This is a genomic window from Enterococcus sp. 3C7_DIV0644, assembly GCF_002141235.1.
Taxonomy (GTDB): Bacteria; Bacillota; Bacilli; order Lactobacillales; family Enterococcaceae; genus Enterococcus_D; species Enterococcus_D entomosocium.
On sequence record NZ_NGLK01000001.1, the window covers coordinates 149,301 to 162,592 of the forward strand.

At 42.0% G+C, this 13,292-nt stretch carries 13 protein-coding genes; 1 reads left to right on the top strand and 12 read right to left on the bottom strand.

The window, feature by feature from the left end:
• Window positions 1-100: 100 nt before the first annotated feature.
• From pepT to A5877_RS00800, 9 genes are all read right to left on the bottom strand, one after another.
• Entirely contained in the window at window positions 101-1,333 is a 1,233-nt protein-coding gene (gene pepT, locus A5877_RS00760; protein WP_086316157.1) for a peptidase T, read from the bottom strand.
• Window positions 1,334-1,344: 11 nt separating this feature from the next.
• Window positions 1,345-2,463, bottom strand: a complete 1,119-nt coding sequence (locus A5877_RS00765; RefSeq protein ID WP_301280254.1) for a Nif3-like dinuclear metal center hexameric protein — start codon at window positions 2,461-2,463, stop codon at window positions 1,345-1,347.
• Window positions 2,460-3,155, bottom strand: coding sequence for a tRNA (adenine(22)-N(1))-methyltransferase TrmK (locus A5877_RS00770; RefSeq protein ID WP_086316158.1), 696 nt, complete (start codon window positions 3,153-3,155; stop codon window positions 2,460-2,462). The genes A5877_RS00765 and A5877_RS00770 overlap by 4 nt, the downstream gene beginning before the upstream one ends.
• Before the next feature lie 95 nt (window positions 3,156-3,250).
• Complete coding sequence (locus A5877_RS00775; RefSeq protein ID WP_016611841.1) at window positions 3,251-3,709, bottom strand: hypothetical protein; 459 nt, start codon at window positions 3,707-3,709, stop codon at window positions 3,251-3,253.
• Between the two features lie 23 nt (window positions 3,710-3,732).
• The gene (gene dnaI, locus A5877_RS00780) at window positions 3,733-4,665 is read right to left on the bottom strand and encodes a primosomal protein DnaI (RefSeq protein ID WP_016611842.1); all 933 of its coding nucleotides are present in this window, start codon (window positions 4,663-4,665) and stop codon (window positions 3,733-3,735) included.
• Window positions 4,665-6,041, bottom strand: a complete 1,377-nt coding sequence (locus A5877_RS00785) for a replication initiation and membrane attachment family protein (protein WP_086316159.1) — start codon at window positions 6,039-6,041, stop codon at window positions 4,665-4,667. The genes dnaI and A5877_RS00785 overlap by 1 nt, the downstream gene beginning before the upstream one ends.
• Window positions 6,042-6,054: 13 nt before the next feature.
• Entirely contained in the window at window positions 6,055-6,525 is a 471-nt protein-coding gene (gene nrdR, locus A5877_RS00790; RefSeq protein WP_005226004.1) for a transcriptional regulator NrdR, read from the bottom strand.
• A gap of 203 nt (window positions 6,526-6,728) precedes the next feature.
• On the bottom strand, window positions 6,729-7,370 hold the full coding sequence (locus A5877_RS00795; protein ID WP_086316160.1) for a FusB/FusC family EF-G-binding protein: 642 nt from the start codon (window positions 7,368-7,370) through the stop codon (window positions 6,729-6,731).
• Window positions 7,371-7,616: 246 nt separating this feature from the next.
• Entirely contained in the window at window positions 7,617-7,946 is a 330-nt protein-coding gene (locus tag A5877_RS00800) for a CsbD family protein (RefSeq protein WP_086316161.1), read from the bottom strand.
• Between the two features lie 176 nt (window positions 7,947-8,122).
• Here A5877_RS00800 and A5877_RS00805 point away from each other — a divergent pair, with 176 nt between their 5' ends.
• Entirely contained in the window at window positions 8,123-8,902 is a 780-nt protein-coding gene (locus A5877_RS00805; protein ID WP_086316162.1) for an ABC transporter ATP-binding protein, read from the top strand.
• Window positions 8,903-9,076: 174 nt separating this feature from the next.
• On the opposite strand, the gene coaE is transcribed toward A5877_RS00805, so the two are convergent.
• Genes coaE through polA form a run of 3 tightly spaced genes read right to left on the bottom strand, consistent with a single transcriptional unit; the run spans window position 9,077 to window position 13,170 of the window.
• Window positions 9,077-9,670, bottom strand: a complete 594-nt coding sequence (gene coaE, locus A5877_RS00810) for a dephospho-CoA kinase (RefSeq protein WP_086299408.1) — start codon at window positions 9,668-9,670, stop codon at window positions 9,077-9,079.
• Window positions 9,667-10,509 carry a DNA-formamidopyrimidine glycosylase gene (mutM, locus tag A5877_RS00815; RefSeq protein ID WP_016620072.1) on the bottom strand — a complete coding sequence of 281 codons (843 nt, stop codon included), beginning with the start codon at window positions 10,507-10,509 and terminating at the stop codon, window positions 9,667-9,669. Before mutM ends, coaE begins: the two co-directional genes overlap by 4 nt.
• A gap of 15 nt (window positions 10,510-10,524) precedes the next feature.
• On the bottom strand, window positions 10,525-13,170 hold the full coding sequence (polA, locus tag A5877_RS00820) for a DNA polymerase I (protein WP_086316163.1): 2,646 nt from the start codon (window positions 13,168-13,170) through the stop codon (window positions 10,525-10,527).
• Between the last annotated feature and the right edge of the window lie 122 nt (window positions 13,171-13,292).

Sequence of the window (13,292 nt, forward strand, 5' to 3'; positions counted from 1 at the left end):
CTATTCACATCCTAAAAAGGCCGGGTCTTACGCAAGACCTGCGTGAAGAGTTCCCAGCCCAAGAGTTTTTCATTTATTCCAACAAATCAAAAATCAACGTTTATGCTTGAGCATTCAGTTCGGCGATTTTCACAATCACATCGGTCGCTTTCATCATTGATTGTAGTGAGACGAACTCATAACGTCCGTGCATATTTTCTCCACCAGCAAAGATATTCGGTGTTGGAATCCCTAAATAGGAGATTTTCGAGCCATCGGTTCCACCACGAACAGGTTCTGTGATCGGAGTGATTCCCACTGCTTCCATCGCATCTTTTGCTAGATCAATGATACTCATATCTTTTTCGATGATTTCTTTCATGTTGTAGTATTGATCATATAGATGAACGTGTACTCTCGGTTCATCAAAGCGGGCATTCAAGCTTTCTTGAACCGCTAGTAATTGTGCTTTTCTTTCTTCAAAACGGGGCCGGTCATGGTCTCGAATAATGTATGCCATTTTCGCTTCTTCTACTGAGCCGCTGAGACTCATCAAATGGAAGAATCCTTCTGTCCCTTCGGTTTTCTCAGGAACTTCATCAGCCGGTAGCGCATTTTGAAAATCGACTGCTAGTTGCAAAGCGTTGATCATGGTGTCTTTAGCAGTTCCTGGGTGGACATTTTTTCCTTGGATCGTAATTTCAGCTTGCGCCGCATTAAAGGTCTCGTATTGCAATTCTCCTACTGGACCGCCATCCATTGTATACGCAAAATCAACATTGAAATCTTCAACATCGAATTTATCTGCACCAACCCCAATTTCTTCATCAGGGCCAAATGCGACTTTGATTTCCCCATGTTTGATCGTTGGGTTTTTAAGTAAAATTTCCATGGCTGTCATGATTTCTGCAATACCTGACTTATCATCAGAACCTAATAAAGTAGTACCATCAGTAGTGATCAAGGTTTCCCCAGCATAATTTTTTAAATTCGGAAAATCTTTTGTGTTTAATGTGTATTTTCCTTCTTTATCTAATTTAATGGTTGATTCGCCATCGTAATTTTCGATGATCTGCGGATCAACATTCTCTGCATTAAAATCGGCGGTATCCATATGGGCGATAAAACCGATGGAGCGTACGTCATGATCCACGTTACTTGGTAATGTTGCGATCACAAAACCATTTGATTCATTGTAATGAACATCGCTTAATCCTAATTCTTCAAGTTCTTTTTGCAGTTCTTTGGCAAACGCGACCTGTGTTTGGGTAGAAGGTGTTGTCGTGCTTGTCGCATCAGAGCGAGTTTCTATTTTTACATAATTCAAAAAGCGAGGCAATAAATTTTCGTACATAAAAGATTCTCCTATCTATAGTCAAATGGATTTGTTGAAGTGGTGGAAGGAACAAAGGTCACAGCCCAGTTCTCTTCTGCTTTCCACTGGTTGAATTTCTCAATAAACCGAGGAATACATTCCTTTTCGATGTTGTGCCCTGGATCGATCCCAATCAACCCATTGGCTTGCATGTCATGGGCGAAATGGTAACTGATATCGCCAGTGATGTACACATCCGCTTGATGGCGTAAGGCATCCGAATAAAACGATTGGCCACTGCCGCCGCAAATGGCGATTCGCTGAATTTTTTCAGGTGCACCAGGAAAGCTGACGAGGCGTAAAGCAGTCAAACCAAAGCGCTCTTTGACACGTTCGACAAACTGATCAAGGGAAAGAGGCTCAGCGAGGTTGCCAACCCGTCCGATTCCATAGGTTTTCGGCAAATTGTCTAAGGCATACAGATCATAAGCTGGCTCTTCGTAAGGATGAGCAGCGATCATTGCCGAAAGCACTTTATTCTCGATCGTTTCTGGAAAAATGACTTCGATCTTCGCTTCTTGCACCTGTTCTTCTTTTCCGATCTCACCAATGGCAGGATGTGCCGCTTGCTGTGGCGTAAAGCGACCGGTACCAATCAAGGAATAGCTGGTATTTTGGTAATTACCTTGCTGACCAGCACCTGCTTTACCTAATGCCTTTCGTAACGCTGGTGCCGATTCAACAGGGGTAAAAACAGCTAGCTTCTTCATTTTTACTTGATGGGTTTGCTTCAAATACGTGTCGGGTTCAACTTCTAATAGTTCACAAAACCAATCGTTCAAACCATCTTCAATAATATCCATATTGGTGTGGGCGGCGTAAACGGCAATATCATGCTTGACGAGATCCATTAGCATCTTTTGTTGTGGATCATCTGTCAGTAAGCGGTTCAAAGGCCGAAAGATCGGTGGGTGTTTGGCGATGATCAAGTCGATCTTTTTCTCGATGGCTTCTGCAACCACTTCTGGACGTACATCAAGAGTCATCATGACTCGCTCGAGCGGTTTGTTTAATGTGCCAACATGTAGACCAACAGGATCGCCTTCTTCTGCCAACCATAAAGGGCAGTATGCTTCAAAGCGTTTGATAAATTCTTGACCAGAAATCATGCCAACACCTCCTTGATCCATTCGATCTGATCCTTTAATTCATTGATTTTTTCAGCAGGTGGTTCTTTGGCTTTCTCTAACTCTTTGATGACGCGTTGTCGTTGCTTTAATTCATGTTGCCATTTTTTAAGGAAAACTGGATTTTTTTCTTTTAATAAAAAAGGACCAAAAAATAATTGCTGGGACGTATACGTCGTTTTTCCAGTTTCGGCAACGATAATTTCATAGTTTTTGTCGTTTTCTTCTAAAAGTACTTCATGAATGATTATAAAGTTGTTGCTAACGAGCCATTCTCGCAAAGTCCGTTCCCCAACATTCGGTTGTAAAACCAAGCGTTTGACTCCGGCTAAGCGATTTTTCCGGCTACCTTCTTCTAAAATCGAACGTATCAGAGTGCCACCCATTCCAGCAATGACAACGGTGTCGATGTTGTCTTCAGGTTGAATCGCGTCCAGTCCGTCTGCCAAACGAACCACGATTTTATCAGCTAACCCGTTCTTACGCACTTGTTTGCTAGCAGAATCATAAGGTCCTTGAACAACTTCTCCGGCTACAGCATAAGAGATTTTGTTCTGCAGCATCAATGCAACAGGCAAGTAAGCATGGTCGGAACCGATGTCGGCGAAACGTGCTTGGTCGGGAATTTGTGCGCCCACACAAGCCAAACGATTCGATAATGCATGTTCGTTCATATTGTCACTCCTTCTCTCGTAGTATATCACGCTTTCCAAAAATAGAAAAAAATGTGCGTCTTGACTGTGGTGCCATTGCCAAGGCGCACATTGCATTAATCTTCTACTAATTCAACCTTTTGGATCGAGTTGCCCGGAATTTGCGGCGGGATCGACATCGTCATGATCGGTATGCCTTGCAACGTCACCTGGACGGTAGCACCTTCCGTCAATTCCTCCAGATCTCCTGAATAAGCCTCGACTGGGACATGTAGGATGACCCCATCATTTTGAAAACTTTGGACGACTTGATCGTCATCTTCCACTGCCGCCACCTCTTTCAAAAAGAGTGAAAAGGTATCATCCGATCCTGCTATCGCATCTTCTTGGATAACACCAGTAAAAATTGCGGTTGTTTCCGTTTCTGATGCACTATTTGATACGGAACTGGTCTGCTCGCTGGTTTCAGAAGTTCCAGTCTCCCCATTTGCAGCGCTGTTTCCCTGATTGCCGCAAGCTGTTAAAAGCAGCATTGCTGCAAAGGATAATCCTATTATTACCTGTTTTGTCATCATCTTCTTCCTCCAGTAATAGTCAGTTATTGGCCATCATTTCGTCGGTTTTTACCAGTCATTTGAATTTCTTGTGTCAAATAACGGATACGTTCCATAATGCGCTTGGCTTTTAATGGTTCGGATTCACCTCGTTGCGTCACCGAAAGATGCTGTTCCAACTCATGCATAGTAAAATTCGAAGTAAAGAAGGTCGGCAGTTGTTCTTGCATGCGGTATTGCAATATGACACCGAAGACTTCGTCGCGAATCCAGCTGCTCATCGCATCAGCACCGATATCATCCATCATCAAAATTGGGGCTTTTTTCACTGCATTCAGCTTGTCCCCCACTTGATCTTTGCCGATTGCTTGTTTCATCTCTACCGCAAATGTTGGAAAGTGGACAAGTGTCGTTGTATACCCCGCCTCTGCTAAATCTCTGGCGATTGCTCCAAGCAGGTAAGTCTTGCCAATCCCAAAACTTCCTACAAAGTAAAGGCCTTTATGAAATTCTTGCGGATTCGCTGTCAACTCACTAATAAAATCAACGGCGGCTGCGATAGCCTCCATGCGTCCAGGCGTTTGCTGATAATCTGCAAAGCTCGCTTCTTGAATATCTTTAGGCATATCCATCGCTTTGATACGACTGCGGATCTCTTCTTGTTTCTGGTAAGCCAGTAACTCTTTGGTTGGCACATAGGTGACATCAATAAAATGAAAATTTAACGCTAAGCGTGGTTCATAGCCCGGTGCGATCATGGATGGATCATTGATGCGGAATTTCCGCTTTTCTTGAACGAACTCATACAGTTTCGCATAGCTTTTTTGAATATCCGCTTCGGTCAATGCTTCTTCATTTTCGGCAATAAACGCTTTGACATCAGGATCTTGCAAAACTTCTGCCATCATTGATGAAAACTGATCACGGTAATTGCGTTTATCCAATAATTTCCCTAAGTTTTTTCCAACATCTTCCATTACTTGTCACCAGCTTTCTTATGCAAGTAGTTTTGCAGTTTTTTATCTAATTCTGCTTGTCGCTCTGGCGTTAATGCTGTCTCTTCCACTGGTTTTTCAGCCCAAGAAGGCAGCTTTTCTTCGCGAATGATTTTTTTGCCGCTTGTTTGTGGTCGGCTGCGTTTTTCCTTGGCACTTCGAACAAGGCTCCGAACATGCTTGATCGCATCTTCTGCCGTACCGATTTTTAATTCTGACCACTGGGCGGCAATATTATTTACATAATTTCCGGATAAAGCGGCATTGTTTTGGACTACTAAAACGTAATGAACCAGAACATTGATCACACTATTCGGCAATGGTGATCGTTCGACAAGGCTTTTGATCAACCATTGTTCTGAATCGGTCATAAAACTGTTTTTCTCCGCTTTGATCGCTTTTAGAAAGGCGATCGGCGCATTATTTTCACTTTCTTGAATCAATAATACATCATTTTCTGAAAAACCATTCTGCTTCAATGTATTGAAGCGCCGCAACTGGCTTTCTGCTTGAGGATCTTCTCTTTTCGATGTTTTCGTGAAGGTCTGCCGCGATTTTTTCATGATCGCTTGTTCCAGCTTCTTCTGATCGACCTCTCCTGTTGTCAAAGAAACATTGTCCGCCATCAAATCCAACAATTCCAACACATCATAGCCATATAAGGAATGATATAGAACTAACTTTTGTCGAAAACTCGGCGTGAAATTAGCGGCACGGATATACCGACGTTGCGCTTCATATAAAAGAAAGTCCCAATCCAATTGCTTTTCGTCAAGCACCAAGTTTGTATTGGATTCTTGAAAAGAATTACTGACTGCCTGTAACGTTTCTTCATGAGAGGCGAAACGAGCAGTATTTAACCCATAGGCAACTGAGAAGGATTGGGTCACTTCCTGATAATCGGTTAAAGAACATTTCTTTGGTTGATACAGCTTGACCAGCTGATTAAATTTACGCTCCCCGACTCTTTCCAACAAAAGATAGGTATACAATTCATCTTGAAAAAACGCTGCCGGATGAACCGGTTCTTGCAGCCAATACAGATAGGAGGATCCGTTTTGCAAATCTGCTTTTTCATATGATTTCAGCAAGCCGATACCTTCTAGGTTTTGCTTGGCTTTTATGAAGCGAGACATTCCGACATTCATGGCATTCAAGATATCTAGATGCACGGTCGTCATCGACTCCTCGCCAGAAATGCTTTGGGCTTGGACATCGCTTGCTAGTGTCAAATACAACGCTAAAGCATCACTTTCAATAATTGGTTGATACAAATAAATGAGGGCGTCTTTCCCTTCCGTTGTAAGTGGACGGCTTTTGAACACTTTGTACGATTGATTCGGTAAACTATTGCCCACTTGTTGTCCCCCTCTATTCTTGTGGTTCTTTCGCTTTTTCGACGATGTCTTGTAGTTCTTTTAAGAAAACTGACATGTCTTTAAACTGGCGGTATACACTGGCAAAACGGATATAAGCGATCTCGTCTAAATCAACTAGATCTTCCATCACATACTCACCAATTTGTGTCGTAGATATTTCATTTTCACCAAGAGCACGGACACGACTTTCCACATGATCGACGATTGTTTCCATCTGATCCATTGTCACTGGTCGTTTTTCAGCAGAACGAATCAAGCCCCGTAAAATTTTTTCTCGGTTGAATTCTTCACGGGCACCATTTTTCTTGATCACAAGCAAGGGTGCCTCTTCAATACGTTCAAATGTTGTAAAGCGATAGCCGCAATTTTCGCACTCACGACGACGGCGAATCACACGTCCATCATCGGCTTGTCGACTATCAACTACCCTCGAATTGTTATGATGACATTTTGGACATTGCATAGTTCCACCTCATTTTCTCTCTTATGCGCTTACGTTTTCACGTAAAGTCATCGGTTTCTATGATTAATTATAACATGAAATCCATTGGTACAATAGCCAAAGTGGTTTATTCTGTTCATTTAATACAAAATTTAAATAATGCTATAACTGTTGTTTTTTTCAATGAGAAAAAACGGCAGAAAGATTTCTGCCGTTTCATTTCGTTATTTATCTTTCATTTGCAGCAAAGAAACAAAATCATGCAAATTTGCTGGCTGTTCCAACTGCTGATTGCACCTTTGGCTATCACGGCAAATATAATTCCCGCGTTTCGTATATGTTCCATCGCCGTTGCTCTTGGTCAAAGAAAGAAACATCGACACATTTCCTTCATGCTGGCACAAGGGACAGATCCCTTTTTTGACCTCGGTTGACACATGACCGTGAAGTCCTGTAAATCCCTGCTCAGTGGCTATGATCATAAACTTGCTTTGACTACCGATATCATCCCAAGCAAGATAAGTGGTCTCTTTTAAATCAACGGAAGCAAAATCAGGTATTTTCAGTTTTTTTACTTTCCGAAACATTTTTTCAATTTGTTTTGTTGTCGGCACCTGAAAGGGTCGGACGTACTCTTTGAGTTCTGTTAACAGCTCATTGCTGCGACTGATCGTCATCCCCTGTTGAAAGAAAGCAGCTAAAATTTCACGTGGTGCTGTTTCTTCTTCAGGAAAAAAATGTTCTATGGCGTCTTTGGTCATCGTTTCAACCGTTTTGATCGTTCGAGGATCATTTACCGATTGATAGGTTCGAACTAATTGGTATACTTGATGTTTAATTGAATGAAATTGGTAAGGTTCGATCATAAAAAAGCCTTCTTTCTAATTTTCCGTTTCCTATTGCGGCTGTTCTACTTTCTTGACAGTCGTACACAATGCATAAATAAGCATTTGATGACCACCTCCCAATTTCTTTGCTTCTCTCTATGCGATCTTAATGGATTATAATGAGATGTTGAGCAATTGTCAACTGAGCAGTAGTCTCTTGACTCTTCATCCACTCTGGTTAACAAAAAAATGCCTCGTCTAGAAGACGAAGGCATCCGTGTTCAGTTATAATTTATCTTCAATTCCAGTATAATGCTTCAGCTGGTCTGCATCTCGACGATCGGCAGAAGAAATTTTATTGGCATCAGGATTTTCAGCTCGCAACAATTCTTCACTGCTGACATTTTCTGGGGTATTTCGATCATTGCGGGCATCGCGCTCGTCATTTTGATCTTCTAATTCATTGACTCTTTTTTGATCGTGCTCTTTCTTGATCTGACCTTCGTGTGCTTGTTCTTTCCCAGAATGGGCAAGTTCTTCATTATTGGTCCACTCACCGATTTTTTCTTTAGCCTTGCCAACGATCACATCTTTTTCGTCTTTAAAAGTACCCATAGTTATCATCCCTCCTGTATAGTTTCATCATAACAAGCATTCTGAATTCTGACAAAAGATATGAATGCGATACCAACCAACCAGCGAAATTTGGACTGATGTGTTATAATAGTAGGTATTATTTTCTGAATATTCTTATAAATGGAGGTGAAGAACCTGATTAGGTTCGATTATCGATGACAGTCCTTGATTTTCAACAGGTTTCAATCATTCGCAACCAAAAATTTTTATTAGAAACCATCAATTGGCAAGTGGAAAAAAATGAGCATTGGGCGGTTTTAGGCCTGAATGGCGCGGGGAAAAGTTTACTTTTGCAGCTGATTACAGGAACTTTATGGCCTTCTTCTGGTCACCGAACAGTCCTAGGTGAACGATACGGCAAAACGTCTGTCCCGGATCTTCAACGGCGCATCGGTTGGGTTAGTTCCGCTTTACAAAATAAGTTTTATGGACGAGACCAGGCTGAAGAGATCGTTCTATCCGGGCTTTATTCCAGTATTGGTCTTTATGAATCTTATGATGAAAACCAACTGGACCAAGCAAAAGCACTTTTGGCTGACTTGAGGCTGACTCATCTGATCCATCGTTCCTATCACGTCCTTTCTCAAGGAGAAAAACAATTTGTCATGATCGCACGGGCCATGATGGCACAACCAGAGATCCTGATTTTGGACGAACCTTGTACGGGCCTTGATCTATTTGCGCGAGAAGAACTGCTAACCCGTCTGGAGGCTTTTTCACAACTGCCGAATACGCCGACTCTTCTTTACGTTACCCATCATACAGAAGAGCTACTACCGATTTTCACTCATTTGCTGATGTTAAAAAACGGCAAAGTCCACGCCGCTGGTCAACGAGAGACGATTTTTACTGAGGAGGTTCTCACCTCTTTTTATGATCAGCCGATCGTTCTTCACCCCTTTTCCAGCAATCGCGTGATCGTGACCCCAAAATAAATCAGGGCTGGTACTTTGATATTTAACCATTCATAAACGATCGTCTTACTTTCCAAACCAAACAGTTTCCGACATGTTTCAGCGCCAGTTGTTTTTGGAAATGATAGGGCTAGGTTTGCTATTGAAAGATAAAATAGCAGGTTCCCTTTAGTGAAAGGGAACCTGCTGCTTTACCTATTTATTTATAGATGCGAGCCAATCATCGATCTGCTGATTGAGTTGGGCGATCGTTCCTTGATTATCAAAGACAATATCGGCCCGTTGTTTCTTTTTCTCAATTGAAAGCTGACTGTCGATTCGTTGTTGCGCGTCTTGCTCATTCAATTGATTACGTGCCATCAACCGCTCTTTTTGAATCGCTTCTGGCACATAAACGACTGCGGTTTGATCCATGTATTGGTCGTAGTCGGCTTCATAAAGCAAAGGAATGTCAACGATCAACAAGGGCACTTCCTGTTTTTTTTCTTCGATCTGAGACAAAATCTCTTGTCGAATAAAAGGAGATAACGTCTGATTCAGCATGCGGCGTTTTTCTGGATCGTTAAAAATCAAAGCACCGAGGGTTTGTCGATCTAGGTGCCCATCATCGGTCAAAATCTGCGGACCAAAGGCTTGCGTCACCGCCTGCAAGCCCTCCGTATTCGGTTCAACGACTTCTCTTGCGATGATATCGGCATCAATAATCGGTAAACCCAGTGATCGAAAATGCGCGACTGCAGTACTTTTTCCAGTGGCGATTCCCCCAGTGACGCCTAAAACAAAACTCATTTGTTGGACCTCACATGCAGTTTTTGACACTGAGGACAAAAATGCGTCCCCCGTTGGGCAACTTTGATCTTGACGATTGGTGTGCCACATCGGCCACAAGGATTGCCTGTCTGGCCATAGACATTTAATGACATTTGGAATTTCCCGGCTTCTCCTAGTGCATTGAGATAGGTCCGAATGGTAGTTCCGCCTGCTTCAACAGCTCGCTCTAAGACATCGATGATTGCTTCATGCAGCACATCTACTTCAGTTGGCATTAATGAATCCGCTGGTTGCTCTGGATGGATTTTTGCTTGCCACAGCGCCTCATCTACATAAATATTGCCTAAACCAGTAACGAGCTTTTGGTCAAGCAATAACGGTTTGATGGCTTTTTTCGAACGCTTCAATCCTTGTTCAAATGCTTCTAATAAAAACAATTCAGGCTTAGGTTCAGGACCTAATTGCATGATCCCTTTATAGGCTGCGCTTTGGTCTTTATCCACTAAGGTCATACGACCAAATTTTCTTACATCATGGTAATTTAACTGACTGCCATCTGTAAAATGGAAAATGACATGTGTATGTTTATCGACAATCGGGTCTGACTCAAAATACTCGTACTTGCCTTCCATTCGTAGATGAGAGATCAGATCATAATCTGTCAATTTAAAAATCAAAAATTTTCCACGTCGTTCAAATTTTTCAAAACGTTGCCCTTTCAACAGTGCCGAAAAGATCGGCACTTCAGGACTTTCGATGATTCGCGGCCAAAGGATCTCGACCGATTCGATCGTTTTATTTAAAACAAGTTTTTCAAGTCCTTTGCGGACCGTTTCAACTTCTGGTAATTCCGGCACCTCTGTTCACCTCATTTATTTTGCATCGTACCATGTTTTGCCCCAATTGCTGTCTGTCAGTAAAGGGACATGCAATGCAACGGCTTGCTCCATCACTTCTTTCACTAAAGCGTCAAGACGAGGCAATTCAGATTCAGGTACTTCAAAGACTAGTTCATCGTGTACTTGCAGCAGCATCGTTGCTGCTAATTTTTCTTCTTTCAAACGTTTCGCCAAATCGATCATGGCAATTTTTAAGATATCCGCCGCACTGCCTTGAATCGGTGTATTGATGGCGGTTCTTTCGGCAAAAGTTCGAATATTGAAATTGCGAGAATTGATATCAGGTAGGTAACGACGGCGATGATACAAGGTTTCAACGTACCCTTTGTCCTTCGCCTCACGAACCACATCCTCCATATACGTTTTCACACCAGGATATTTTTCAAAATACGTATCGATGTATTGTTGGGCGGCTTTTCTGGTGATTCCTAGATTCTGTGATAATCCATAATCAGAAATCCCATAAACGATACCGAAGTTGACCGCTTTGGCTTGACGACGCATATTTGGTGTCACATCTTCTGCTTTTTCGATACCAAAGACTCGCATCGCTGTACTTGAGTGGATATCCTGACCTTCGATAAAGGCTTCTTTCAAATGGGTATCATCTGAAATATGTGCCAACACCCGTAGTTCGATTTGAGAGTAGTCAGAGGAATAGATTACCCAATCAGTTTCTCGTGGCACAAAGGCTTCGCGGATCTTTCGACCTTCTTCTAAACGAATCGGAATGTTTTGTAAGTTTGGATCGATAGAACTTAAACGACCAGTTTGGGTCAAGGTTTGTACATATCGCGTATGGACTTTGCCATCTCCTTGGATCACTTTTAATAAGCCTTCTACATAGGTTGATTGGATCTTAGCGATTTGACGATAAGTCAAAATGTCTTCAACGATTGGTGCTTGCTCTTTTAGTTGTTCTAACACATCGACTGCGGTCGAATAGCCAGTTTTGGTTTTTTTGATAACTGGTAAGCCCATTTTTTCAAATAAAATCACACCTAATTGTTTCGGCGAGTTTAAGTTGAAGGTTTCTCCAGCTTCGGCGTAGATTTTTTCTTCAATTTCATGCAACCGTTGTGCAAATTCGCCCTTCATCTGATGCAAGCGAGACGCATCAACTTTGATACCGGTAATCTCCATCTCAGCTAAAATCATTGATAAAGGCAATTCCATTTCTTCAAAGAGCGCTGTTTGATTCTTCGCTGCCAATTCTTCCGTAAGTTTTGGGGTTAGGTTTGTAATCGCCGCTACTTTACGGGCTAAATGAGCAAAGAAGTCTTCCTCATCCGCCGGCAGCCCTTTTTTCGCTCCTTTTCCATAAATCGCTTCATCCGATTGGATCGCATCATAGCCATAGTGAGCGGCAACACCTGCGATGTCATTATTCGTATCATTCGTGTCTAAAAGATAAGCTGCCAATAAAACATCAAAAGCGATTCCTTTTGGTGCTGTCGTGTACCGGTTTAACGCCACGTACGTGCGTTTGGCATCATAGACGAATTTTTTACGTTTCTCGTCTTTTAACCAATCGGTAAAGGCTGGACTTTCAAACAATTCTTCACGATTGCTGACATAAATTTTTTCTTGATTGCCCCAAGCAACACCGACAATGTCTTCCAAATGATAGTTATCCCCCATCATCTCGACATACAATGCTGTGTCTCCCTGGAACATATCTTCCGTTACTTCTTCAACGACCGAAAACAAAATGTCTTCCATCTCAACTGGTTCAGCTGTAATTTGCAGCTTATCTAAGAAGCTATTAAAGTTCATTTCTTGGTAGAATGGCACCAATTTCTCTAAATCTTTGCCTTCATATTTCAGTTTGTCGACATCGACCTCAATGGGCGCATCCACATCGATGGTTGCTAATTGTTTTGAAAGAAAGGCGATCTCACGGTCATTGATCAAGTTTTCTTTCATCTTGCTTTTTTTCATTTCATCGATGTGTTCATAGATTCCCTCAACGGAGCCATATTTCTTTAAAAGCTTAATGGCTGTCTTCTCACCAATTTTGGTGACGCCGGGAATATTATCGGAAGCATCGCCAGCTAGTCCTTTCATGTCGATGATTTGTAAGGGTGTTAGGCCGTCATATTTTTCAGCCACATGAGCGGGCGTATAACTTTCAATTTCGCTAACGCCTTTGACCGTAATGTCAACTTTCACGTGCTCCGTTGCCAGCTGGGTCAAATCGCGATCGCCAGATAAAACGACGACATCAAATAGCTCTTTATCGACTTTATTTGCCAATGTGCCAATGATATCATCGGCTTCATAGTTATCTAATTCGTAGTATTGAACACCTAACGCGTTGATCAATTCGCGAATGTAAGGCATTTGTTCTTTAAATTCCCCAGGGGTTTTTGAACGCCCACCTTTATAATCTTCATACATCGCTGTCCTGAAGGTGGTTTTTCCAGCATCAAAAGCCACTAAAACATGTGTTGGCTGTTCTTTTGCCATCACATTTTCAAACATAGTATGAAACGCATAGATGGCATTTGTGTGCAGCCCGTTGGCATTTTTAAACCGTTCTAATGAATTATGCAACGCAAAAAACGCGCGAAAAGCCACACTATTCCCATCAACGAGTAGTAATTTATTTTTTGGCATTTGATTACTCCTTTTCTCAAAAAGTTCCTCTTTATTCTATCAAAGAACGGGCACAAAAGCGATGAATTGCTTTGTTTTCTCTCTCATTTTATACAAAAAAAAAGGCGAGTTTCCTCGCACTT

What these genes read in the sequence shown, in the direction of transcription:
- pepT (WP_086316157.1), bottom strand. Translation starts at nt 1,333, where the DNA reads ATGTACGAAAATTTATTGCCTCGCTTTTTGAATTATGTAAAAATAGAA.
- A5877_RS00765 (WP_301280254.1), bottom strand. Translation starts at nt 2,463, where the DNA reads ATGATTTCTGGTCAAGAATTTATCAAACGCTTTGAAGCATACTGCCCT.
- A5877_RS00770 (WP_086316158.1), bottom strand. Translation starts at nt 3,155, where the DNA reads ATGAACGAACATGCATTATCGAATCGTTTGGCTTGTGTGGGCGCACAA.
- A5877_RS00775 (WP_016611841.1), bottom strand. Translation starts at nt 3,709, where the DNA reads ATGATGACAAAACAGGTAATAATAGGATTATCCTTTGCAGCAATGCTG.
- dnaI (WP_016611842.1), bottom strand. Translation starts at nt 4,665, where the DNA reads ATGGAAGATGTTGGAAAAAACTTAGGGAAATTATTGGATAAACGCAAT.
- nrdR (WP_005226004.1), bottom strand. Translation starts at nt 6,525, where the DNA reads ATGCAATGTCCAAAATGTCATCATAACAATTCGAGGGTAGTTGATAGT.
- A5877_RS00795 (WP_086316160.1), bottom strand. Translation starts at nt 7,370, where the DNA reads ATGATCGAACCTTACCAATTTCATTCAATTAAACATCAAGTATACCAA.
- A5877_RS00800 (WP_086316161.1), bottom strand. Translation starts at nt 7,946, where the DNA reads ATGGGTACTTTTAAAGACGAAAAAGATGTGATCGTTGGCAAGGCTAAA.
- A5877_RS00805 (WP_086316162.1), top strand. Translation starts at nt 8,123, where the DNA reads ATGACAGTCCTTGATTTTCAACAGGTTTCAATCATTCGCAACCAAAAA.
- coaE (WP_086299408.1), bottom strand. Translation starts at nt 9,670, where the DNA reads ATGAGTTTTGTTTTAGGCGTCACTGGGGGAATCGCCACTGGAAAAAGT.
- polA (WP_086316163.1), bottom strand. Translation starts at nt 13,170, where the DNA reads ATGCCAAAAAATAAATTACTACTCGTTGATGGGAATAGTGTGGCTTTT.